This window comes from Loigolactobacillus iwatensis, from assembly GCF_003950295.1.
Lineage (GTDB): Bacteria > Bacillota > Bacilli > Lactobacillales > Lactobacillaceae > Loigolactobacillus > Loigolactobacillus iwatensis.
On the sequence record NZ_RHNP01000004.1, the window covers coordinates 72,406 to 97,266 of the forward strand.

Below are 24,861 nucleotides of genomic sequence, written 5' to 3' on the forward strand. Positions count from 1 at the left end.
TTGGAGGTATTTTTATGGCATTAACCCCGTTAGATATTCATAATAAAGAATTCAATGTTAAAATGCGCGGCTACGATCAAGATCAAGTTAATGATTTTCTTGATCAAATTATTAAAGATTATGAGGCAGCGTTGAAGCAAAAGGACGATCTTGAAACTGCTTTAAAGGCTAGTGAAGAGAAGGTTACTTACTTCAATCAGTTAAAAGATGCCTTGAATCAATCAATTATTGTTGCACAAGAAGCAGCGGATAAAGTTAAAACGAATGCGCAAAAAGAAGCCGACATTATTAATCAAGAAGCGCAAAAAAATTCGCAAAATCTACTTAATGAATCGACAGAAAAATCTAACCGGATTTTGGCCGATGCCTCACAAAAAGCTAAGCAGATTACGGCAGAAACTGAAGATCTTAAGAAACAAACTCGTGTATTCCGACAACGGCTACAAGTTATGCTGGAATCCCAGTTGGAGATCGTTAAGAGTAAGGATTGGGACGAGTTATTGGCACATGATGATATGCCAGTACGTAACACACGCGTAAATGCACAACAACCTGCGCTTGACAAAAAACAGGCTAGTAGCGTAAACTCAAATCATTCACAAAAAGCAGTTACTAGTGATGTACCAGCGTCTGCGGTTAAACAACAAGATTCTGGAGAAACAATGATTATTTTTCCTAATGATGAAAAGCGACCAGTCGCTAAAGACGGTGCACCAGCTTTAAATACAACCGTAGCTGAGGCAACTAAGCAAAAGAATACAGATAAATAATATTTTTTATTGAGAACAGCAAGTTTATTAACAACACAAAAGCGAGTTAGTGGTAGGTGAAAGGCTAGCAGTGCACTATTAATAAACAGATCATCTCAATTTCAGCACCTCTGAATATCCAGTAAGAGGCGTCGGTTTTATGACCGTTATCATAAGTTGAGGAGAACACTGTTTCTCGAAACTGGGTGGTACCACGACGACTTCGTCCCAATAGGAACGAGGTCTTTTTTTGTACTCATTTTTATGGCTTAATTGAGTTTGTAAATAATAAAAAAGGAAGTGCTGGATAGATGCGAGTTAAAGATACTTTAAATTTAGGAAAAACAAAGTTTCCAATGCGAGGTAATTTACCAGTTCGTGAAGCACAATGGCAAAAGGCTTGGGAAGACAATAAACTATATGAAAAACGACAGGAGTTAAATGAAGGTAAACCAACCTTTATTTTACATGATGGGCCACCATACGCAAATGGTAATATTCATATTGGGCATGCGCTAAACAAAATTAGTAAGGATATTATTGTGCGTTTTAAATCAATGTCAGGTTACCGTGCGCCCTACGTACCTGGTTGGGATACACATGGTCTCCCAATTGAACAGCAATTAACGAAGCAAGGTTATGATCGTAAAAAAATGTCAACGACCGAATTTCGTGAATTATGTCGAAAATATGCGTTAGAACAGGTTGAAAAACAAAAGACTGACTTTAAAAGGTTAGGCGTTTCAGGTGAGTGGGATAATCCTTACGTAACACTAGCGCCAGAATTTGAAGCGCAAGAGGTACGTGTTTTCGGCGAAATGGCTAAAAAAGGCTATATTTATCGTGGCAACAAACCAATTCACTGGTCACCATCATCTGAGTCTGCTTTGGCTGAGGCGGAGTTAGAGTATAAGGATATTGAATCACCTTCGGCCTACTTTGCTGAACAAATTATTGACGGTAAGGGACTTTTGGATAACAATACTTATTTTGTCGTTTGGACAACCACGCCATGGACCATTCCAGCCAGTGAAGGTGTTGTTGTTGCTGCTGACTATGATTATTCAGTTGTTCAACCCGCTGGCGAAACACGCCAATTTGTTGTTGCCACAGAGTTAGTGGCAACAGTTGCTGAAAAAGCTGGCTGGGAAGACGTTCAAACGGTTAAAACCATTAAGGGTAAGGATATGGAACGGATGACTGCCCGCCATCCATTTTATGATCGTGAATTACTGGTTATGTTAGGTGATTACGTCACTTTAGATTCTGGTACCGGTTTAGTTCATACTGCACCTGGATTAGGGGATGATGACTACAATACTGGTAAGCGTTACGGACTTGATATCTTGTCGCCAGTTGATGCTCAAGGTAAGCTAACTGCTGAAGCACCTGGTTTCGAAGGCTTATTTTACGAAGAGGCCAACAAATTAGCACTTAAAAAGGTTAGTGATGCCGGTTTGCTTTTAAAACAAGAGCCTTATTTGCATAGTTACCCAATGGATTGGCGGACTAAAAAACCAGTTATTTTCCGTTCAACACCACAGTGGTTTGCTTCCGTAGATGCTTTCCGGGATCAAATCTTGGCCGCAATTAAAGAGGTTAGGTTCCTGCCCGGTTGGGGTGAAACACGACTTTATAACATGATTCGCGATCGTGGCGACTGGGTTATTTCCCGGCAGCGTGTTTGGGGCGTGCCGTTACCAATTTTCTATGCCGAAGACGGAACGGCAATTATTACGCCAGAAACAACTAACCACGTCGCTGATTTATTTGCTAAATATGGGTCCAACATTTGGTTTGACCGTGAAGCTAAAGATCTATTACCAGAAGGATTTAGCAATGAACATTCACCTAATGGTCAGTTTACCAAGGAAACTGATATTATGGATGTCTGGTTTGATTCAGGCTCATCCCATCAAGGCGTTTTAGCCGAGCGTGACTATTTAACTTATCCTGCTGATCTTTACTTAGAGGGCTCCGATCAGTATCGTGGATGGTTTAATTCTAGTTTAATTACAAGTGTGGCCGTTTCTGGACACGCACCGTATAAACAAGTTATTTCGCAAGGCTTTACCATGGATAAAAATGGTAAAAAGATGAGCAAATCACTTGGTAACGTTATTTCACCAGAAAAAGTCATTAAACAAATGGGTGCTGAAATTATCCGTTTGTGGGTATCAACCGTTGATACTTCTGCTGATGTGCGGGTTTCAATGGATGGTTTTAAGCAGGTTTCGGATAGTTACCGTAAGATTCGTAATACGTTACGTTTTATGTTAGCTAATACGACTGATTACGATCCAAAAGCAAATGAAGTTGCTTACAAGGACCTACAATCCGTTGATAAGTACCTCTTGGTTCGCCTGAATCAATTAAAAGCAACCGTTTTGAAGGCGTACAATAACTATGACTTTGCAACTGTTTATAAGGTTGTCAGTGGTTTTATTATTGCTGATTTATCAGCCTTTTACTTGGATTTTGCAAAGGATGTTATCTATATTGAGGCTGAAGATGATCCTAAACGGCGTTCAATGCAAACTGTAATGTATCAGGTTTTAGTTGTACTCGCTAAATTATTAACACCAATTTTGCCGCATACAACTGAAGAGGTCTGGTCATACCTAAAAGAAAATGATGAGTACGTGCAGCTAGCAGAAATGCCCGAAGTTGATCATTTTCCGAATGAGACCGAGTTATTAGACCGTTGGGAAAGCTTTATGACGGTTCGATCGGACGTTTTAAAGGCATTAGAAGAGGCCCGGGATGCTAAGGTGATTGGTAAGTCCCTAGAGGCCCAGGTTACCTTATACCCAACAGAACCAGTCAAGGCGTTGTTAAATGAATTGGACGCTAATATTATGCAGATCTTGATCGTTTCTGGTCTAGAGATTAAGGGTGACAAATCAACTGCACCAACTGATGCTGCAGTCTTTGATGATGTAGCTGTCGTTGTGGCGCACGCGCCAGGTGAGGTCTGCCCACGTTGTCGAATGACACGAACAGATATTGGGGTTGACGCCAAATTACCTCGTTTCTGTGGTCGTTGTGCTAAAATTGTTGAAACTCATTATCCTGAAGCAGTTAGTGAAGGGTTTGACGATTAACAAAATAATACTATTAAGAATCGTAATGGTCTTAGGGCTATTACGATTTTTTGTAGGCTTTGTTAATAGTTTTCTCAGAGAAATTGTGCTAAACTATAATTTAAATTTAACGATGGGTGGCAGAAAAATGAACGTAACTCTAACCAAAGTACACGGCTCAGAAAATGACTTTTTTATTCTTGACCAAACACAACTTGATCGGCAACTAACTGAAAATGAATTAAAACAAGTGACCCAAAATGTTGCTAAGCGCTCAGAAGGTTTAGTTGGTGGTGCTGATGGTGTTCTATCAGTTACGCAATCTGAGCATCCTGGTGTGGCTGGAAAGATGCGCGTTATTAACGCGGACGGTAGCGAGGCGTCAATGTGCGGTAACGGTATTCGGACAGTTGCTCGTTATTTAGGGGAAAAGCAACAACAAGAAACTTTTAAAATTGAAACGATGTACGCTGATTTAAAAGTTAAGCACGCACCTAGCTTAGCCCCAGGAATTGCGACTTATCAGGCAGAGATTTCACCAGTTAGTTTTGCTGCAACCGATTTAAAGATGCATGTGGCAGATCTTTCTGAATTACACCATAAAAAAATACCGGCCCTTTCCCAGCAGCTTTATTTTACTGCAGTTGCGGTGCCTAATCCTCATTTAATCAGTTTTGTTGATCACACTACTTTACTTGGACCAGAATTAGGCAGAATTGCCAGTTATTTAAACGATGGGGCCAATCCTTATTTTCCAGATGGAGTGAACGTTAGTTTTGTTGAAGTATTGGGGCAAAATCGTATTTTTGTACGAACCTACGAACGCGGAGTAGGGTTTACCAATGCCTGTGGAACGGGAATGTCGGCGGCTAGTTTAATTACTGTATTGGAACAAGGTGCTGATTTTGAAAGTCCAATTACAGTTCGCAATCCAGGTGGTGTCGTTAAAACTTTGGTCCATGACCGATCAGCGGAGCAAAATTATTGGATGGAACTTATTGGTAATGCAACCTTTACCGGGGTGGTGACACTTTCCTTAGCTGATTTATTAGCGGCTAATTTTGCGGACGTTGAGTTACAAAAAACGGATGAGCAAACGGCCTATCGAAATTTTGTTGCCAGTTTATAAGTGATTTAGTTATTTAAGTTCCACATAAAAGGTAGTTAATGACAAAGTGAGCCCTTGTCATTAGCTACTTTTTACGTGAAATTAAACACGTAATTGATTTTTAGCCGATTAAAGGAATAAGGTGCTTTCAGAAAACAGAGTAGGGATTTATCCAAATATTTACTTTAGCTGATTAAAAGAAGATTAAAAATCGCAAAGGCTACGGTAGTTTTATTTAGTCAAAATCCAACTGTTTCAATTTATTTGATTGTTATTTACGGGATGCATGTTAGTTTCCTGATAACATTAATTATTTGTTTAATGGCGACGTTGATGGGTTACTGGTTGTTTAAACAGCAGCGAGTAGTCTCAAAAAATGTAATCTAATTTAATAAAGCGCGACAAAAAATAAGAGGCCTAGACAAAAGTCCTAGTCTCTTATTGTTGTCGAACATTATGCTAGAGCGTGTGCCAAAAGTCTGGATACGCAGTAAACCCAAATCGACTTTTGTCCCACTCACTTCTTGCGCTTAGTCAGGCATCAGGATTTTGATGTTGATTGGTTAACGCGAGGAGTTGATCACGTAAATTGTTCTCCATGGTAGATAATTCTAATTCGGCGTTTTGTCGTTTTTCACGGCCTTCTTGCTGAATTTTAAGTGTTTCTTGTAAGGTTTCAACAAGGTCATTTTGTGTCTTTTGTAAGGTTTCAATGTCAACGACGCCACGTTCATTTTCCTTAGCTGTTTCGATTGAAGAAACTTTCAGCATTTCGCTATTCTTTTTAAGTAGATCGTTGGTTGTTTCTGAAACCTGCCGCTGAGCCGTCACCGCATCACGTTGCCGGAGTAAGGTGAGTGCAACTGCCACCTGATTTTTCCAAAGTGGAATAGCTGTATTAATTGAAGACTGTATTTTTTCAGCCAAAACTTGATTGGTATTTTGAATTAAACGAATTTGTGGTGCTTGTTGAATCGTAATTTCCCGGGCCAACTTGAGGTCGTAAATTCGCTTATCCAAGCGTTCATCAAATTGAGTGAGATCATTGACCGCCTGAACGTCCATTTGGTTTCCACTTGTTTGTGCCTTTTTATTTGCGGCAGGGAGTAAGGTGGTTTTGGTTTCGTTTAATTTAAGCTCGCCAGCAGCAATATAAATATTTAGCGCGTCAAAATAATCCTTATTTTTTGTGTAAAGCTGTTCTAATAGGCGGTTATCGTTAGTGAGATTGTTTTTTTGTTTATCTAGTTTAACGGCGATTTGATCAATCTGGGCACCAATTTTTTGATATTTAGCCTGTGTTTCGTAGATTGATTTTTTGACGCGGCCAAACATACGTTTAAAAACGTTGCTATCGCCAGATTTTAATTCTTCCGGGCTTGATTCATTTAGACGGTACATCAGGTCGCTCAGTGCATCACCAATTGCACCAGTATCTTGGCTTTGAACTTTGCTCAGCATGCCCTGTGAAAATTCGCCGAGCTTCTTTTGGGCCTGAGCGCCATAATTCATAATTGATTGCGCGTCATCTACACTAATTTGTTGGGCTAACTTTTGGGCTTCTTGTTGTTGTTCTTCAGGTAGCCGATCAACTAATTGATTGGCTTGTTCAGGTTGTGCCTGACTAACTTCATTAGTTGGTGTTTCTAAAGGGTTCTGCAGTAAATTCTCAAGGAGATCAGTTTTCTCGACCTTGTTGGTAGGCTTTTTTTCTATATCACTCATCTAAGTTGGATTCCTTTCCCGCGGTCTTTGCTTTTTCTAAGGTCTTCTTAGCTAGGCTCATATCGACGTCCAGATCTTCCAGGTCGTCGGCTACAATCGCTGCGTAGTCTTTTTTTAATTGTTGCGCTAAATCAGTAATGAGAGCGGCACTTTTATCCAAAACGACATAGGTATCTTTGTCTTTCACTTCATGTTGACTAATTTGAATATATTTAGTGGTGAGATCGACTAAAGTTGGTAAATGCCGATAAAGAAAGTCGGCCGCCAAGTGAAGTTTTGCCGGTTTAGCAACTAACGCCTTAAATGTTGCCTGACTAACTTTAACTGGCTCATCATGTAGTTCAATTGCTTTAAGTTTTGGAACACGTTGCATGTTTTTTTCAAGCTGATCGATTTGCACTTTGGCGTCTGCCATTGTTCCCCGGAAGAAGTCGATATCCCGTTCTGACATTCCGGTTTTTTTGTAATGTGCCATCAATTGATCACTAGGAACACTTTTGTAGCTTATTTTTCGAGGGTGTTTTGGTTGCAGTGACACAATGATTGCTGTGATGAGTAGTGCACCAATTAAACTAATCCAACTCTTAAAGTTAAGTAGTTCATTTAATAAAAAATAACTGCCAATTAGGCTAAAAAAATCAATTAGTAACCAGAAATAGCGGGTGCTTTTCTTTTGATTCTTCATAGTAGGTCAACTCCATTCATGGATCACTTTTGTAGCTTTATTTTAACACATCAGAATTTACTGTTGCTAAGTCTAAAGGTTGAATTTTAAGTAATCCTAACTATTGACTAAATAAATGTCAATTGAAATTCATCCGAAATGTCAGTATGATTAAATAAATAACTTGAATGGGAGTCGCTAAATGAAATTTGAAGAAAAAGTTTTGACAACTAAAAAGTTGTTTCATGGTGTGATGCTTGATTTGGAAATCGAAGAAGTACAGTTACCTAACCAACAAAAGGCAACTCGGGAGATTATTCGACACCCTGGTGCGGCTGCGATTATGCCGGTTACTAATGATGGCCGAATGATTTTCGTGGAACAGTGGCGTGAACCATTACGACAAGTCACGTATGAAATTCCGGCAGGTAAATTAGATCAGCGTGATGCAACGCCTGAAGATGCTGCTTGGCGCGAATTAAATGAAGAAACTGGTTTTACTTCCGATCAATTAACGCTGGTTTGCCAATTCTTTTCCTCACCAGGTTTTGCGGATGAACAATTATGGCTTTACCGAGCAGATAATATTTGGCCGGTAGAAAAGCAATTACCACAAGATCAGGATGAATTTTTACAGCTACACCCATTGACGTTGCAAGAGGCCAAAGTCAAACAACAAGAAGGAAAGATTTGTGATGCGAAAACGGTTATCGCGTTACAGCAGTGGGAACTCGCGGTAACAAATAATAAATAGAAGGAAGCGAATTTATGGCGGATAATAAGCAACCACAAAGTCGTGAAGCATACCGTAGACAACAAACTAAACCAGTTGAGCAACCAGAACAGAGCGCGGCCCCTAAAAGTAGAAGTAAACGGCAACCAGAAGGTGATCAACGAGTTGGACGTTTAAAACATCGCTTAAACTGGGCAATTATTATTGTCTTAATCTTGATCATTCTCACTTATTTAGTCTTATTTTTTGTTTAAATATAATTAGTTAGAAGGAGTTTTTGTAATGAAGATTGGAATTATTGGCGCTATGGAGGAAGAAGTTAAGCTATTACAAAGCAAAATGAGCAATTTAACACACCGTACGATTGCCGGGGTTGACTTTTATAATGGTATTATTGCCGACCAAACAGTTATTCTTGTTCGTTCAGGAATTGGTAAAGTTCAAGCAGGTATGACCACTGGTTTATTGTTGGACCACTACACGCCAGATGTTGTTATTAATACTGGTTCTGCCGGTGGAATTGGCAGTGGGCTTAAGATTGGGGACGTCGTTATCTCCAGTGAATTGGCTTACCATGATGTCGATGCTACGGCCTTTGGTTATGCGATTGGACAATTACCCCAACAAGCAGCTCGGTTTACTGCGGACAAAGCATGGGTTCAGCGCGTGGTAGCAGCGGCCAAACAAGTGGCTTTAACGACGCACGTTGGTTTGATTGTTTCGGGAGATCAATTTATTGCCGGTAAGGCAGCAACGGATAAAATTCTGGCTAATTTTCCTGATGCACTAGCAGGTGAAATGGAAGGTGCAGCAATTGCTCAAGTGGCAACTCAGTTTAAGGTCCCATTTGTTGTCATTCGAGCGATGAGTGACGTTGGTGATGAAAATGCTGGCGTTAATTTTGATGATTTTATTATTGATGCTGGTAAGCAGTCTGCCCAGATGGTACTAGCTTTAATTGATCAGGTCGCCGGTGTTTAAGGGCTGGTTTCTTGCTTGTTACCGAAAGTATGCTAAACTTTAATCTGCTTACTTTTGAAAAGGAGATTGAAATTAAAATGAAACACGTTTATTTAGATAATGCCGCGACAACACCAATGGCGCCTGAGGTTATCCAGGTAATGACGGAGCAAATGCAGCAGAATTTTGGTAATGCTTCTAACATTCATTACTTTGGCCGCGCCGCGCGAAAGGTTTTGGATGATAGTCGACAAATTTTTGCCAAAAGTATCAATGCTAACGAAAACGAAATTATGTTAACGAGCGGGGGTACTGAAAGCGATAATACGGCCGTGATGCAAACTGCTTTTAAACGGCAGAATCTAGGCAAACACATTATTACGACGGCAATTGAACATGAGGCAATTTTAAAGCCACTGCAGTTTTTGGAAACACAAGGTTTTGAAGTGACTTATTTACCCGTTGATGAGGCCGGCCAGATTTCTTTAACCGATTTTAAGCAGGCCTTACGTCCAGATACCATTTTAGTGACAATTATGACCGGAAATAATGAGGTTGGTAGTCATATGCCAATTCACGAAATTGGTGAAATCTTAAAAGATCATCAGGCTTGGTTCCATACAGATGCAGTTCAGGCCTATGGACTATTAGATATTGACGTTCAACGTGATCACATTGACTTACTTTCAGTTTCGGCTCATAAGCTTAATGGGCCGAAGTTATTAGGTTTCTTGTACCGGCGGGAGGGCGTTAATTTCCCTAGTTTTATTAAGGGTGGCGATCAAGAAGATAAACGCCGGGCCGGTACTGAAAATATTCCGGCCATTGCAGGCTTTGCGAAGGCCGTCCAGTTAGATACAACAACTGAAAAACAAAAACGCCAGAAGCGCTATGCTGGCTTTAAACAACAGATTATTACCGGGCTAAAGCAGAACCAAGTAGCATTTGCTGTCAATGGTGGCCTGGAGCCAACAAATTTACAACACGTTTTAAATTTATGGATTAAGGGCGTTTCAACTTACGTTTTACAAATGAACCTGGATCTTGCAGGTTTTGCCATTTCTGGTGGCTCAGCTTGTACTGCCGGCAGCCTTGAACCATCCCATGTTTTAACGGCGATGTATGGTAAAGCGAGTCCGCGGGTTGAAGAATCGATTCGAATTAGCTTTGGTAAGGACAATACAGCTGCAGAAATTGATGCATTTGTTACAACCTTAGTTAAAATTATTGCGCGGGTAAAGCAAGAACCAAAGGTAGCAACAAATTAGCGGTAAGGATCATTTTATTCTTAGGACGCAAAAAAGAACTTTGGAGAGCCTAGTAAGTGTTATGTTTGTTGGTACAAATTTTCACACGCGGATAATTTGCCATTATCTGTAAATTAGATTTTGGGGTTTACGAAAAAATATCATTGTGAACTTAGGAGGTTATTTAAAATGGCTTTTTTGAAAACTGATAGCGTAAAGGGCGACTCAACCGTTTATGAGTTAAGCTCAGAAGTAAAACGCTATACATTAAGAGACGTTGGTTTCATGGAAAAAAAGAATGGCAGCTTCACTTTTGCCCGGCCGTTAGATCCAACGGCGCCGGTTAAACAAGCAATTAAGTTGAAAATCACTGTGGCCAAGGATTTGAGTGGTTTTACGATGTCCGTTACCACTGCCAATGGTTTGCAGCCAGTTGACATTTTTAAACGTCAGGATAGCGCGGAAAAAGTAGAACAATTCAATTTTATTGTTGCCGATTTAATTGAACGTAAAGTCATTCAGAAAAAAATTTAACCAATTATTTCAAGTGTAAGTAGTCACTGGTGATGAGCAAAAATAGTTCTCACTAGTAATTACTTATTTTTTGTTAGTTTCTTGCAATCTAATGGTGGGTTGTTATAATAAAAGTTACTGAATTAAGCGACCTTCAAATCGTGGATTTTCAGAATCTATTTGAAATGATGGTGATCTAATGAGCGAAAACGCAAACGCTAATACGCGCGTTGTCGTCGGTTTATCTGGCGGTGTCGACTCCTCAGTAGCTGCACTCCTTTTAAAGGAGCAAGGCTATGACGTTGTTGGTGTCTTTATGAAAAATTGGGACGATACCGATGAAAATGGTGTCTGTACTGCTACCGAAGATTACAAGGATGTCACCAAAGTAGCTAACGAGATTGGAATTCCGTACTACTCCGTTAATTTTGAGAAGGAGTACTGGGATCGGGTCTTTGAATATTTCTTGGATGAGTATCGGCATGGACGAACACCAAATCCAGACGTTATTTGTAATAAAGAAATTAAGTTCAAGGCATTCTTAGATTATGCTTTAGAATTAGGTGCAGACTATATTGCGACTGGGCATTACGCTCGGGTAACAAAGGATGCTAATGGGACCGTGCATATGTTGCGCGGCGTTGATGGCAATAAGGATCAAACTTACTTTTTAAGTCAACTTTCCCAGGATCAGCTACAGAAGGTTATGTTTCCGCTTGGTGAGATGACAAAGCCAGAGGTTCGGAAGGTAGCCGCTAAGTACGGTCTGGCTACAGCCGAAAAGAAAGATTCGATGGGAATTTGCTTTATTGGCGAGAAGAACTTCAAGCAGTTCTTAGGTCAATATTTACCAGCCCAACCAGGTAAGATGATGACGGTTGATGGGGAAGTTAAGGGTACTCATGACGGTCTAATGTACTATACAATTGGTCAGCGCCAAGGTTTAGGTATTGGTGGCAACGGTAAGAGCAATGACCCTTGGTTCGTTATTGGTAAGGATTTAAAGACCAATACACTTTACGTTGGTCAAGGTTTTCACAACGAGCACTTGTACGCAACCCATTTAGAGGCATCTAAGTTTGCTTTTACGTCTAAGCTTGATCGGGGGACTACTTTCCACGTAACAGCTAAGTTCCGTTATCGGCAGAAGGATACTGGGGTTACTGTCCATTTAAACGCTGATCAGACGGCCTTAATTGAGTTTGATGAGCCAGTTCGGGCAATTACACCAGGACAAGCAGTTGTACTCTATGATGGCGATGAGTGCTTAGGCAGTGGTACCATTAATGCCGCCTATAATGATGATCGTGTTTTGCAGTACGTTTAATTTGCGGAAGAGTTGGGACTAAATGCCCTGCTCTTTTTTATTTTGCAAACGGACTTCCCCTTGAATTTACTGGTCTAATTAAGCATAATGTAGGAAAGGTAGTTAAGGAGTCCGAAAAATTGACTAAATTATATTTTATTCGTCATGGCAAAACGCAGTGGAATTTAGAAGGACGTTACCAAGGGGCGCACGGCGATTCGCCTTTACTCAAAGAAAGTTATACTGGGATTAAGGATTTGGCGGGATTTCTAGCCCCCCTTCATTTCAATCGAATTTATAGTAGTCCGTTGTTACGTGCAAAAACAACGGCCTTAGAACTTGATCGTCTTTTGCCAGGTAATATTCCAGTTACGATAGACGATCGGTTACGTGAATTTAATTTAGGCCAAATGGAAGGGATGCAGTTTACGGAAGTTGAAAAGAATTTTCCCCAAGAACTACATGCATTTCGGTATGCACCGGCAGACTATAATCCTAAAAATATTGCCGGCGAGAATTTTCCTGATTTGATTAAACGAATGCAACCAGCTATTCGCGAAATTGTTGCCCAAGATAATGGGCACGGGCAATATCTTATTGTCAGTCACGGAGCTGCTTTAACGGCGTTGATTCAATCATTATTAGGAACGCCAATTGCCGATATGCGTAAAAATGGCGGTTTATCAAACACTAGCGTCACAACAATTGAAACAACGGATAGTGGTGAGTCTTACCAGTTGCTTAAATGGAATGATACACACTATCTTCAAAAGAAATTAGATCCGACCGATACAATTTAGGTGATTAAATGAATAAAAAAATTAAAGCATTATGGCAAAAAGGAGACCAACAAGGGGCGGTTAAGGCTCTTGTTGTGGCAATTGATCATGATCCGACCAACGTTGATAATTATTTACAGTTGGCCGCTTTTTTGGTTGTTTTAAAAGATTATACGCAGGCCGAAAAATTAATTTTAACTGCTCTGCAACGTTTTCCAGATAATCAAGATCTAAAATATAGTTTAGGGACCATTTATTATTCTGCGGGTAAGTACGACCAAGCACTGGAGCAGTTTCAACACTTAACTTTGAAGCGTCTAAAGAACGATCAGTTGTATATGTTGGCGTCAACTTATCAGGCGAAACAGGATTATGCTCGGGCGTTGGCATTTGCTCTAACGGCGCAGCAGGCGCAACCAAGGCAAAAGGATGCCAATCTGTTAGTTGGTGATTTATGGCTGGCTTTAGGCAAATTTAAGCAGGCTGAAACCTACTATAAAAAGGCGCTGGCAAGTGCACCAGAAGATGCTGCCGCTAATTTTAAGAGCGGTTTGGCGGCATTAGCGCTTGGTGATTCGGAGAATAATGCTTATTTTATTAAGGCTAAAGAATTAGACGCCACTTATTTTGCAAAAGAAAAGCATCAATTAATTGATATTGAACGTTATTTAACCGCAGATAAAGAACACAAATAGTAGGAGGCAGTATGGCTGAGGAGTTAGCACTTTTTGATGAAGATGAAAAACCGAATATTGTTGGTAAGGTGAGTGCCATCTTTTTCCAAAATGCCACGAATTTTTTCAAGGTTTTACTAGTCAAGGTAACTGAGGCTAATTTTGATTGGCACGAGGATGAAATTGTCGTAACTGGTAGTTTTGGTGAAATTAAAGAGGAAGAAACTTACCAATTTTTTGGAAAGTTAGTGACCCACCCGAAGTACGGCCAACAATTTCAGGCAGAAAATTACCAATTGAATAAGCCCACAACTACAGAAGGACTGATTGCCTATTTGTCTAGTGATCACTTTGCGGGTATTGGTAAAAAAACGGCTGAAAAAATTGTCACAACATTGGGGACTGACGCAATTAACAAGATTTTACAGGATAGTTCAGTGTTGGCACCCTTAGGTCTGAACCAAAAGAAAATCACTGCATTAGTGACCGAATTATCCGAAAATAACGGGATGGATCAGATTATTATTGGCCTGAATGGCTATGGCTTTGGAAGTCAGCTGGCTTACTCAATTTATGAACGTTACCAGCAAGATACTCTGAAAATTATTACGGAAAATCCATATCAATTAGTTGCGGATATTGCTGGAATCGGTTTTAAAAAAGCGGACAACATTGCTGCTAAACAAGGGTTTGCGGCGGATGCGCCTGAACGTATTCAAGCGGCCATTTTACAGGAAATTACAGAATTGGCACAAACTAATGGTGATACCTATACGACCGCAAAGCCACTATTAACGGCCAGCTTGCGGTTACTTGAAGAGAGTCGTAATCAATCGATCGATCCTGAGACAATCGCCCAACAGTTGGTTGAATTGGCTAATCAGGGGAAAATTGTTGGTGAAGAAAATCGAATTTATTTAAAATCACTTTACAACGCCGAGTGGCAAATTGCAGAACATTTATTAAAACTTGAGAAGAAACAAGACCCAATTAGCTACCCCGGTCGTGATTTAGATAAAGAAATTCGCCGGATTGAAAAATTATTTGGAATTCAGTATGGTGCGTCACAGATTGCAACGATAAAAATGGCGCTAACCAACCGTGTCTTTTTACTAACTGGCGGCCCTGGAACGGGTAAAACAACCATTATTAATGCGATTGTAACGCTATTTGGTGAGCTAAACGGCTTGTCGCTAGATCAGGCTGATTATAAGGATAAGCCGTTTCCCGTTTTATTGGCGGCTCCAACTGGGCGTGCCGCCAAAAGAATGAGTGAAACAACTGATCTGCCGGCCAGCACAATTCATCGTTTATTAGGCCTAAATGGGCGTGAAACCAATCCAGATATCGCAACTAAGGATTTAGAAGGTGGGTTATTAATTATTGACGAAATGTCAATGGTGGACACCTATCTTTTTCGAATGTTGATTCATGCTGTTCCTAGTACGATGCAGGTTATTTTGGTTGGTGATAAAGATCAGTTACCTTCAGTTGGTCCAGGACAAGTTTTCTATGATTTATTGACTAGTGGCGTTTTACCAGAAAATGAATTAACCGAAATTTACCGGCAAGATGATCAGTCTTCGATTATACCTTTGGCCCACGCTATTAAAGAAGGTAAGTTGCCCGCTGATTTTTCTGAAAATAAAGTTGATCGTTCTTTCATTGCTTGTAATGCTTATCAAGTTGATTCAGTAATTTCACAAGTTGTTACTCGGGCGAAAACTAAGGGCTTTACAACTAAGGACATTCAAGTTCTGGCACCGATGTACCGTGGGGCTGCCGGAATTAATAAATTAAATATTGATGTTCAAAAGATCTTAAATCCAATGACCAAAAATCATAAAAAAGAAGTTAGCTTTCGTGATCAAACTTTTCGAATTGGAGATAAGGTTTTACACTTAGTCAATAGCCCGGAACAAAATGTTTTTAATGGTGATATTGGTGAGGTCGTTAGTATTCAATACGCTAAAGATAAAGGTAATGAAGATAAGACTGATAAGATGACGATTCAGTTTGATGCAACGGAGGTGACGTATGGTCGCAACGACTGGAGTAAATTGACCTTGGCCTTTTGTACATCAATTCATAAGGCGCAAGGTAGTGAATTCACCATGGTTATTTTACCAATGGTTCACCAGTACCAGCGGATGTTACAGCGTAACTTACTGTATACAGCAGTTACGCGGGCAGAAAAGCTATTAATTTTGGTGGGGGAAAAGCAGGCTTTTTTAGATAGTGTCGCTCATGAATCAATTAATCGAAAGACGACACTAGCTAACCGACTAAAAGTTACGTTTGAGGGTACTGAAGTACCTTACGCTAAGGCCAACCTCATTAAGGATCAATCAACTGATTATCAACATGAGGTTTCAACTGATCAAGCAACAGTTTCTGAACCAGTAACAACTAAGTTACCGCAGGCAAAAGTACCAGCGGCCGATTATCATTTAACGCCACAGTTAGTTGCGAGTGGCCAGATTGACCCAATGATTGGGATGAATGATGTGACACCGAAAATGTTTATGGATAATTAACGATATAAAAAGCGTTGATGGCGGACATCGAAAGTAATATCAAACGCACGCTTACCCATATTTTCACCATCGGCCTGTCCAAATTCGGCGCTGGCAGTCTGAATACGTAATTTTTCTGCTTTAAAATGGTGTACTGCCTTAAAATGCGTGTGTAAATGAAGAAACATCATGATGAATAAAAAGATGAAGTAAAGGGTGTTTACGCGCTCCATAACAACGAGGTCTAATTTATGATCGTGCATTGAAGCGGAAGGCATAATTGGAACCCCGCCTCCAAAGTAAGGATGATTAGTCGTTGTGACTAAAAATGCTCGTTTAAATTCGGTGGTTGTTTGCTGACTGGTGATTTTAACTGGAAAAGCTTGTTGCCGAAAAAAGGTACCAACAAGGGAAACAATGTAGGCTAATGAACCTAAATGATATTTATTTAGGTAACGTTTTGAAGGGGCCCGATTAGTTGCGTGAACAACAGCTGCATCAAAACCGATTCCAATATTATTCATGAAAAAGCCATGTTCATGCGCTAAATCTTCCTGATAATGACCAACATCAAACGTACGTGGGTGCTGTACCTTTAGTAGTTGTTCTAATGCATGCAGTGGCTGGCGGGAAATACCGGCACCACGAGCAAAATCATTCCCAGAACCACAAGGAATGTAGGCCAAAATGATTGTATTCTCAGGGATCCGTTGAAGACCGTTGAGTGCTTCATGAAGGGTACCGTCGCCGCCAACCACAATTAGAATTGTGTCAGCAGGAGCTTCTTGTGCCAATTTATAAGCCAGTTTGGTTGCGTGGCCAGGATATTCAGTTCGGTATAATTGGTAATTAATTAAATGTTGATTTAAACGTTGCGCAAGCTTCGGCCAGGCTTCTTTACTTTGACCGCCACCAGCAAATTCATTCAATAAAACAACGTAATTTTTCGTGCTGGGCACTACGAATCACTCCTTAATAAGCAATAAGTCTATTATATCGGTGTTATTCAAATTGACAAGCAAAAGTTGTGTGTTTACTCAAAGTTATTTTTTTAACGGAAAAAAGGACAAAAAAAGTGTGGTGCGCGGGATAATTAGTCTCATCCCGCGCACCACACTTTTAGTTTAGACAGTAACCAACATAGGTAAAATCATTGGGTGTCGCTCAGTCTTTTCAAATAAGAATTCTTGCAAATCATCTGTAATGGCTTCGCGAAGCATATTTTCAGTAACAGTATCGTTATTATTAAAAACGTTCTTCATTACGTGAAAAATACGCTTTTGGCCTTGATTGATCAATTCACCAGATTCACGCATATAGACGAAACCACGTGATAGGATATCCGGACCAGCCAAAATCTCTTGTTTCTTTAGATTAATTGTCGCAACAACAATCACAATGCCTTCTTCCGAGAGCACTTGCCGATCGTGTAAAACAACATTGCCAATATCACCAACGCCACTACCATCAACGTAAACGTCACCGGCATTAAAGTGACCAGCAATTCGCGCCGAATCGCTAGTTAGCGCAAGCACATCACCATTTTGAAGGATGTAAGTATGATCCTTAGGGACGTGTGTTTGTTGAGCTAGTTCGGTGTGGATTTTTTGCATTCGGTATTCACCGTGGACTGGCATAAAGAATTTCGGTTTCATGAGCCGTAGCATTAATTTCTGATCTTCCTGGCCACCATGACCAGAAGTATGAACATTATTAACCTTGCCGTGGATAACAGTAGCGCCAGCCTCAGACAATTCGTTAATAACGTGATTGACGCTAAGTGTGTTACCAGGAATTGGATTACTAGAAAAGACGACTGTATCACCAGGTTGAATGGAGATTTGCCGGTGGGTACCGTTAGCAATTCGACTTAAAGCGGCCATTGGTTCACCTTGCGAGCCGGTGCAAAGAATCATAAGTTCGCTGGCAGGTAGTTGGTTGATTTGGTTACCTTCAACGAGAACATCATCAGGAATATCTAAATAACCAAGATCAGTTCCGTTGACAATGGCATTTTGCATTGAACGGCCAAAAACAGCAATTTTCCGACCATTTTTCATGGCGGCATCTGCTGCTTCTTTAATTCGTGAAATATTTGAAGCAAAAGTAGCAAATATAATTCGGCCATCAATTTGATCAAAAATGTGCCGAATTGATGTTTCTACAAACCGTTCAGATTTGGTAAAGCTAGGAACTTCAGCGTTGGTGCTGTCAGACATTAAACACAAAACACCATCGCCACCAAGTTTAGCCATCTTTTGAAAATTTGGTGCAGGCTGATCGCCAACTGGTGTTAGATCAAACTTGAAATCACCAGTTTCAACAATTGTTCCTTGCGGTGTTTTGACTGCAACCCCAAGTGTATCGGGAATTGAATGTGTTGTCCGGAAGAAAGAAACACTTGTTTTGCGGAATTTTAGAACAGTGTCTTCATTAATTTCGTGTAGATCTGCGTCCTTCAATAAGCCACGTTCTTCCAATTTACCCCGAATTAAGGCAAGTGCCAATGGTCCAGCATAAATTGGGACGTTGATTTGTTGTAACAAGAAGGGAATACCACCAATATGATCTTCGTGACCATGGGTGATGACTAATGCCTTAATTTTGGGTAAATTAGCGATAGCATACGAAAAATCAGGAATAACGTAATCAATTCCTAATAATTCATCTTCCGGAAATTTGATACCACAATCAACTAAAATAATTTCGTCTTGAAATTGAATACCGTACATGTTTTTACCAATTTCGCCTAGGCCCCCCATGGCAAAAACGGCGGTTTCATTATTCTTGACGTTCAGTTTTTTCATTTACAGAAAACTCCGTTAATTTATAATTAGCACTTTTTTGTTCGTAATCTAAATGATTACCATTGAGTTCCTGAATGAATTCAATGTTGTAGGGGGTATTACGTTCAATAATTGCACGTGCAGCAACAGCGCTATCGGCCTCTAAGTACAGTGTTTCTGTGCTTTCACGGCGCGGTGCGATGTCTTTGTCCTTCTGATACAATACTTTGTAAATCATAGAAATGATTCGCTCCTTTAAAATGTATTGGCTCTATTAAAAAGCCCACATTGCGGTGGGATTTTTAACGGCGATTTAATTGTCAAAATGACCGAACAAATGGTTGTAGAAACAACATGTGACCTAAGTTTAGCATAATTCACTTTATAAGTATACAAACCACGCACGTCGATTTTTTAGCGGACTTGTTTGTGGTAAAGTAACTATAATAACTAAACTAATGAAAGAGGTCTCGTAAATGAATATTATCGTTATAGTAGTTTTTATTGTGCTTATCCTATTACTAGGCGGTGGACTCTTTGTATTACGTCGTTTGCGTCGAAATCGTGCATTACGAATACTGCAAGCAAATGGTCAGCAAACAACTGATGAGGTTGTTACGGTTAGTTTAGCGCAGTTACAAAGTAAAGAACAAGTGGCACTTCAATTTGATCCCCAAACGCAACGGGCCAGTTCGGAGCTTGCGGCCGATATTTGGGGTCGAGGTGTTCTTTTATTTGAGTATCATTTTGAAGTGGCACAACTAAAGAAAGATCAATTGGCCTCAATTAGCGATCAGTTTGAGGCTGATTTAAACGAAATTGCTCAGGCGGAAGGATTAAAGGCCATTGATACACGGTATCCCGTTTTTGTTGTATCCGATATGTGGTTATTTAAAGGGCAATTACATTTTGATATTGCCTATTTGATTAATCAGGGAACCGTGAACTACATTAAGGATATGCGTAAACTAAGTGTTGAAAAAGGGACTAATTAGCAGTTGTTTAAAGCAAGGAAAAATAAAAGCGAGGCCGTGCCATAATTTACTTATGGCAGCAGTCGCGCTTTTATTTAATCGTAAGAACCAATCGGTGTGATTGGTAATCTTAAAAGTTAGTATAGCGAAGTTTAGTTATTCGATGATTAAATCATCATCTTCCATTGAGAATGGCTCCTGTTTGTTAATGTGATCATAAAAAAGTGTTCCGTGAAGATGATCAATTTCATGTTGACAAACAATTGCGGGATAATTTTTTAGACGAATTTTATGTTGCTCACCATTGGTATCAAAATAACGCAGTGTAATGCGATCATGGCGAACAACATAGCCGGGGACATCCCGATCAACGGAAAGGCAGCCTTCGCCCTCAGATAAAGCGGCACCCTGAACGGAGTGGCTAATAATTACTGGATTAATAATAACGTCTTTAAAACTAGGATCCTCACCTTCAGGACCAGGAACCAAAACGGCGGCCATGTTAAGCGGAACATCAACTTGTGGTGCGGCAAGACCGACACCAGCACGTAAATGGTACTTTTCGGCAATCTTTTGGTCTTGGCTATTTTCAAGGAAAGTCATCATATCCTGGGCCAATTTTTTGTTATCTGCTGATAACGGAAAGGCGACATCTTTTGATTGAGAACGCAGTGTGTCGTTGCCCTCCCGGATAATATTTTTCATGGTAATCAATTTACTATTCCTCCGCTTCACGCAATTTATGAGAATAGTTTAGCATATTTTTTTAGTAAAAAGAATACGGTAAGATGGCAACTTTTAAACTTAACCTTTTATTTTCGCTACTGACAGGCTTAAAATAGAACCAATTAAGTTGTTTTTTGGGGGGACTTATTTTTGAAAAAACGGATTGTGGTATGTGGTGGTATGAACAGTGTCTACGAAACGGTATTTTCTTGCTTATTGGCTAACTTTCCAATTGAAATCGCTTTGATTAAGGATGATTTGTTTGATCAGGCTACTTTTGACCAGCTGGCTAGTGCGGCTGATTTACAAACACATGTCGATTTGATAAGCGGTGATGCAAGCCTATTAAAGACCGCGGACCTGCTAATACTCACTGACATTATGCCACAGCAGGAAAAACAATCTAAGGCAGATTATGTGGCGGCAACTTTACCGCATTTTCGGGCTTTAATTGGTACGGCTATGAGTCAAGGATTCGCGGGTAAGTTATGTTTACTTCAAACTTATGATGATATTTTTACTTATTTGGCTTGGAAGTTTTCTGGTTTACCAAAGGCCAACATTTTTGGCCTAGGAACCTTTACTGATACTTTAATTTTGGAGCGCTTATTACAGAAACGGCTACGAGTAGGCCGCCATGATGTGCGGGCTTACGTGGTGGGTAATTCAGAGCATAAAATTATTGCCTGGAGTCGGGCGTATCTGGGTGCATCACCGCTTTTAAGCTTGGTGGCCAGTGATACGACTGATTTTGATGCTGATCAAATGCAACAATTAGAACAACAGCTGACGCTAATTGCTAATTCCAAACAAATGGCAACCCGGACTCTTAGTTTACAGTTAATTATTCGGGCGTTATTTTTTGAGGATGGCCTTATTTCAACTTTTACTGCTTTACACCATTTTGATGATAAACAACAAGTTGCTTATAGTACGCCGATCTACCTTAGTGACACTGGCGTTAGAATGTTGACTTCAGTCTCATTGGCTGAAGATGAGGCCAGTGAGTTGACAATTGTTAAGCAAGCGACCCGTGATTTTTTAACCAAAATTGAAACGGGACAGATAGGAGCTTAGATGAAACAGAATTATCAGTACCCACTTGATGACCAGTGGACAACGGCGGAGATTATTAGTGTGACAAATTTTTTTCGCCAAGTAGAAGATGCCTATGAAAAGGGAACTAATCGAACGGAATTCTTAAAAACCTACGCAGCATTTAAAGAGATTGTCCCCGCAATGGCGGAGGAAAAGCGTCTGGGCCGAGAGTTTGAGGCGGCAACAGATTATTCGCTATATCAGGCCGTGAAGTTAGCTCGGTCCTTACAAACAAAACGCTTTAAGATGACGTCAAAGTAGAGGTGTTTTAAAATGGAAGAAAAAGCAGTTCGGGCAGTTAATGCTTTAGCACTCAAATGGATGAACGAGGCTGCCACTAACATTAAGCAGCATATGAATGAACAGTTAAACATCCAAACTAAATCAGGGCGGACTGATTTAGTCACTAATTTGGATAAGGAGACCGAGCGTTTTCTGGTTAGTCAGATTCAGGCAACTTTTCCAACTGATCAGATTATTAGTGAGGAAGGATTTGGCGATCAAGTTACTTCGATGACTGGACGTGTTTGGTTTGTTGATCCAATTGACGGCACAATTAACTTTGTTAAACAACGGGATAATTTTGCAATGATGTTGGCGTTATATGAAGATGGAAAGCCAGTTTATGGTAATATCTTAGCAGTTATGGCTAATCGGTTTATTTTTGGTGGGCCCCAAATGGGTGTTTATCTGAATGAACACTTGTTAGCGGCACCAGGTGCACAACCTTTGGCCAAAGGGTTATTCGGTGTTAATGGGCCAATGTTTGCCAAAAATATTGATCATGTACAGGAGATTGGACTCGCAAGCTCTGGTACGCGAATACTTGGAAGTGCTGGTATTGAGTTTCAACAAGTACTTTTGGGAAATGAAGTGGGTTATATTTCGCATTTAGCGCCATGGGATATGGCAGCCGGGCGAGTATTAGCAGAAAGTTTGAATTTATTGGTTACGAGAATTGACGGCAGTCCGGTTGATATGTTAAAATCTGGAACAGTGTTAGTAACGAATAAGAATGCGTTACAAACGATTGAAGAATTTCAAAACAATTAATGAAGCTGAAGTTTCAAAACTGTGGCGAGCGTCACAGTTTTTTTATGCCGTGAGTTTTCTGAAAAAGTTCACGCATAGTTTGTATTTTCTGTTATAATTAACAGCTGAGTGCAATTTTACCTGAAACCTTGACTTTGAAAGGAAGAGTACAGTGAATCGTAGAGATGATATTCGCAATATTGCCATTATTGCCCACGTCGATCATGGTAAGACCACATTGGTCAACGAAATGTTAAAACAGTCTGATACTTTAGATGAACATATTAATTTGGAGGATCGGGCGATGGATACTAATCCCATCGAAAGAGAACGTGGGATTACAATCTTATCTAAGAATACGGCCGTTGATTATCAAGGGACTAAAATTAATATTTTAGATACACCAGGACACGCGGACTTCGGTGGCGAAGTTGAACGAATTATGAAGATGGTCGATGGTGTGTTACTTGTTGTCGATGCTTTTGAAGGAACAATGCCACAAACGCGGTTCGTTCTTAAAAAAGCGTTGGAACAACATTTGACACCAATCGTTGTCATTAATAAAATTGATCGTCCCGGTGCTCGTCCTGAAGAGGTTGTTGATGAAGTACTTGATTTATTCATCGAACTTGGTGCCGATGACGACCAATTAGAATTTCCAGTTGTTTATGCTAGTGCAATCAACGGAACTTCTAGTTTGGAATCAGATCCAGAAGCCCAAAAACACACAATGAATCCTTTATTTGATACCATTGTTAAAACAATTCCAGCACCAATTGATAACTCTGACGAACCATTACAATTCCAAGTTGCTTTGTTGGATTATAATGAATACGTTGGCCGAATTGGTATTGGTCGTGTTTTCCGCGGAAAAATAAAAGTTGGCGATCAAGTTTCAGTTATGAAGCTGGATGGTTCAGTTAAGAATTTCCGTGTAACTAAGCTTTTTGGTTTCTTCGGTTTAAAGCGAGTTGAAATTGACGAAGCTAAGGCCGGCGATTTAATTGCTGTTTCCGGGATGGAAGATATTTTCGTTGGTGAAACAGTTACACCAATTGATCACCAAGAAGCTTTACCCATTTTACGGATTGATGAACCAACTTTGCAGATGCAATTTGTTGCCAATGATTCTCCATTTGCGGGTAAAGAAGGTAAATTTGTTACCGCACGTAAATTGGAAGATCGTTTAAAAACACAACTGCATACAGATGTTTCATTGCGGGTAGAAGATACTGATTCAGCAAGTGCTTGGACTGTGTCTGGACGTGGTGAATTACATTTATCAATTTTGGTTGAATCATTACGTCGTGAAGGTTATGAATTACAATTATCACGGCCACAAGTTATTTACCGTAAAGTTGACGATGTAATGTGTGAACCTTTTGAATCTGTTGTGATTGACACACCTGAACAATATACGGGTACGATTATTGATTCACTTTCACAACGTAAAGGCGAGATGCAAAATATGGAAAGTGAAGGCAATGGCCAAACCCGCCTAACTTTCTTAGCACCTTCACGTGGTTTAATTGGTTATTCATCTGAATTCTTATCCCAAACTGGTGGCTATGGCATCATGAACCATACTTACGCAAAGTATTTACCAGTTATTAAGAATTGGGAACCAGGTCGTCGTAATGGCGCCTTAGTTTCAATCAATGCTGGTAAAACAACCACTTATAGCCTTGAAGGTATTGAAAGCCGTGGTGAATTATTCTTGGGTGCGGCAGTTGATATCTATGAAGGTCAAATTGTTGGTCAAAGTAATCGTGAGACTGATATTTCAGTTAACGTAACTAGGGGTAAAAAGCAAACCAATACACGTGCTTCTGGTAAGGATCATTCATCTGCCATTGCTATTCCACGCAAAATGACACTTGAAGAATCAATCGAATTTTTAAACGAAGATGAATACTGTGAAGTAACACCAAAAAGTATTCGTTTGCGTAAGAAGATTTTAGATACTAGTGAACGTGAACGGACTGCAAAACACAAAAAAATTGCCTCAAAAAAGGCATAATTAAACACTGAACAGGGTAATCCAAGCCATTTGGATTACCCTGTTTTTAGTTAGTTAAATTTTTAAAAATGGTAAAGCTTCAATTTTGGTTTTGTCCCCGCTTCATTTTTATTGTAAACTAGAAAAAGCAGCGTACGGTTTCTGCCAATCTAACTGGCCTGCTATGCT

The 24,861-nt window shown here is 40.0% G+C and carries 23 protein-coding genes; 17 read left to right on the forward strand and 6 right to left on the reverse strand.

Translation table 11 applies throughout. From position 1 onward, the window contains the following. The first annotated feature begins 14 nt into the window (after positions 1-14). The 3 genes from EKM98_RS02120 to dapF all read left to right on the forward strand — a co-directional run bounded on the left by EKM98_RS02120 (position 15) and on the right by dapF (position 4,961). A complete protein-coding gene (locus EKM98_RS02120; RefSeq protein WP_125980248.1) occupies positions 15-770 on the forward strand; it encodes a DivIVA domain-containing protein in 756 nt (251 codons plus the stop codon). Positions 771-1,060: 290 nt separating this feature from the next. After that, positions 1,061-3,853, forward strand: coding sequence for an isoleucine--tRNA ligase (ileS, locus tag EKM98_RS02125; protein WP_125980250.1), 2,793 nt, complete (start codon positions 1,061-1,063; stop codon positions 3,851-3,853). Positions 3,854-3,980: 127 nt separating this feature from the next. Then, positions 3,981-4,961 (forward strand): diaminopimelate epimerase, encoded by a 981-nt coding sequence (dapF, locus tag EKM98_RS02130; RefSeq protein WP_125980251.1) that lies wholly within the window; start codon positions 3,981-3,983, stop codon positions 4,959-4,961. Positions 4,962-5,474: 513 nt separating this feature from the next. Here dapF and EKM98_RS02135 read toward each other — a convergent pair. Then, complete coding sequence (locus tag EKM98_RS02135) at positions 5,475-6,665, reverse strand: toxic anion resistance protein (RefSeq protein WP_125980253.1); 1,191 nt, start codon at positions 6,663-6,665, stop codon at positions 5,475-5,477. Continuing rightward, positions 6,658-7,350 (reverse strand): 5-bromo-4-chloroindolyl phosphate hydrolysis family protein, encoded by a 693-nt coding sequence (locus tag EKM98_RS02140; RefSeq protein ID WP_125980254.1) that lies wholly within the window; start codon positions 7,348-7,350, stop codon positions 6,658-6,660. Before EKM98_RS02140 ends, EKM98_RS02135 begins: the two co-directional genes overlap by 8 nt. 181 nt (positions 7,351-7,531) lie before the next feature. On the opposite strand from EKM98_RS02140, the gene EKM98_RS02145 reads away from it, so the two are divergent. The 9 genes from EKM98_RS02145 (at position 7,532) to recD2 (ending at position 16,078) form a co-directional block, all read left to right on the forward strand. After that, positions 7,532-8,083: an NUDIX hydrolase gene (locus EKM98_RS02145; RefSeq protein WP_125980256.1), complete on the forward strand. Its 552-nt coding sequence runs from the start codon at positions 7,532-7,534 to the stop codon at positions 8,081-8,083. A gap of 14 nt (positions 8,084-8,097) precedes the next feature. Then, the gene (locus EKM98_RS02150) at positions 8,098-8,316 is read left to right on the forward strand and encodes a hypothetical protein (protein ID WP_125980258.1); all 219 of its coding nucleotides are present in this window, start codon (positions 8,098-8,100) and stop codon (positions 8,314-8,316) included. A 28-nt stretch (positions 8,317-8,344) separates the two neighbouring features. After that, positions 8,345-9,043: a 5'-methylthioadenosine/adenosylhomocysteine nucleosidase gene (locus tag EKM98_RS02155; RefSeq protein WP_125980259.1), complete on the forward strand. Its 699-nt coding sequence runs from the start codon at positions 8,345-8,347 to the stop codon at positions 9,041-9,043. 77 nt (positions 9,044-9,120) lie between these two features. Next, positions 9,121-10,290: a cysteine desulfurase family protein gene (locus EKM98_RS02160; protein ID WP_125980261.1), complete on the forward strand. Its 1,170-nt coding sequence runs from the start codon at positions 9,121-9,123 to the stop codon at positions 10,288-10,290. A gap of 168 nt (positions 10,291-10,458) precedes the next feature. After that, positions 10,459-10,803, forward strand: coding sequence for a DUF1831 domain-containing protein (locus EKM98_RS02165; RefSeq protein ID WP_125980263.1), 345 nt, complete (start codon positions 10,459-10,461; stop codon positions 10,801-10,803). 178 nt (positions 10,804-10,981) lie between these two features. After that, on the forward strand, positions 10,982-12,109 hold the full coding sequence (mnmA, locus tag EKM98_RS02170; RefSeq protein ID WP_125980264.1) for a tRNA 2-thiouridine(34) synthase MnmA: 1,128 nt from the start codon (positions 10,982-10,984) through the stop codon (positions 12,107-12,109). A gap of 119 nt (positions 12,110-12,228) precedes the next feature. Then, entirely contained in the window at positions 12,229-12,888 is a 660-nt protein-coding gene (locus tag EKM98_RS02175) for a histidine phosphatase family protein (RefSeq protein ID WP_125980266.1), read from the forward strand. An 8-nt stretch (positions 12,889-12,896) separates the two neighbouring features. Next, the gene (locus EKM98_RS02180) at positions 12,897-13,562 is read left to right on the forward strand and encodes a tetratricopeptide repeat protein (protein ID WP_125980268.1); all 666 of its coding nucleotides are present in this window, start codon (positions 12,897-12,899) and stop codon (positions 13,560-13,562) included. 11 nt (positions 13,563-13,573) lie between these two features. After that, entirely contained in the window at positions 13,574-16,078 is a 2,505-nt protein-coding gene (recD2, locus tag EKM98_RS02185; protein WP_125980270.1) for an SF1B family DNA helicase RecD2, read from the forward strand. Here recD2 and EKM98_RS02190 read toward each other — a convergent pair. From EKM98_RS02190 to EKM98_RS02200, 3 genes are all read right to left on the reverse strand, one after another. Then, positions 16,075-17,016 (reverse strand): diacylglycerol/lipid kinase family protein, encoded by a 942-nt coding sequence (locus EKM98_RS02190; protein WP_125980272.1) that lies wholly within the window; start codon positions 17,014-17,016, stop codon positions 16,075-16,077. The two genes, recD2 and EKM98_RS02190, sit on opposite strands and share 4 nt — an antisense overlap. A gap of 165 nt (positions 17,017-17,181) precedes the next feature. Further along, positions 17,182-18,864, reverse strand: coding sequence for a ribonuclease J1 (gene rnjA, locus EKM98_RS02195; protein WP_125980274.1), 1,683 nt, complete (start codon positions 18,862-18,864; stop codon positions 17,182-17,184). Then, positions 18,839-19,081 (reverse strand): DNA-dependent RNA polymerase subunit epsilon, encoded by a 243-nt coding sequence (locus EKM98_RS02200; protein WP_068224796.1) that lies wholly within the window; start codon positions 19,079-19,081, stop codon positions 18,839-18,841. Before EKM98_RS02200 ends, rnjA begins: the two co-directional genes overlap by 26 nt. A gap of 238 nt (positions 19,082-19,319) precedes the next feature. Between EKM98_RS02200 and EKM98_RS02205 the strand changes: the two genes are divergently transcribed. Further along, positions 19,320-19,838: a hypothetical protein gene (locus EKM98_RS02205; protein ID WP_125980275.1), complete on the forward strand. Its 519-nt coding sequence runs from the start codon at positions 19,320-19,322 to the stop codon at positions 19,836-19,838. Between the two features lie 135 nt (positions 19,839-19,973). On the opposite strand, the gene def is transcribed toward EKM98_RS02205, so the two are convergent. Next, positions 19,974-20,531 carry a peptide deformylase gene (gene def, locus EKM98_RS02210; protein ID WP_125980277.1) on the reverse strand — a complete coding sequence of 186 codons (558 nt, stop codon included), beginning with the start codon at positions 20,529-20,531 and terminating at the stop codon, positions 19,974-19,976. 162 nt (positions 20,532-20,693) lie between these two features. Here def and EKM98_RS02215 point away from each other — a divergent pair, with 162 nt between their 5' ends. The 4 genes from EKM98_RS02215 to typA all read left to right on the forward strand — a co-directional run bounded on the left by EKM98_RS02215 (position 20,694) and on the right by typA (position 24,693). Continuing rightward, on the forward strand, positions 20,694-21,620 hold the full coding sequence (locus tag EKM98_RS02215; protein WP_125980279.1) for a Rossmann-fold NAD(P)-binding domain-containing protein: 927 nt from the start codon (positions 20,694-20,696) through the stop codon (positions 21,618-21,620). Further along, complete coding sequence (locus EKM98_RS02220; RefSeq protein WP_125980281.1) at positions 21,621-21,902, forward strand: UPF0223 family protein; 282 nt, start codon at positions 21,621-21,623, stop codon at positions 21,900-21,902. A 12-nt stretch (positions 21,903-21,914) separates the two neighbouring features. After that, positions 21,915-22,694 carry an inositol monophosphatase family protein gene (locus tag EKM98_RS02225; RefSeq protein ID WP_125980283.1) on the forward strand — a complete coding sequence of 260 codons (780 nt, stop codon included), beginning with the start codon at positions 21,915-21,917 and terminating at the stop codon, positions 22,692-22,694. A gap of 151 nt (positions 22,695-22,845) precedes the next feature. Then, positions 22,846-24,693, forward strand: a complete 1,848-nt coding sequence (gene typA / locus EKM98_RS02230; protein WP_125980285.1) for a translational GTPase TypA — start codon at positions 22,846-22,848, stop codon at positions 24,691-24,693. Positions 24,694-24,861 lie beyond the last annotated feature (168 nt).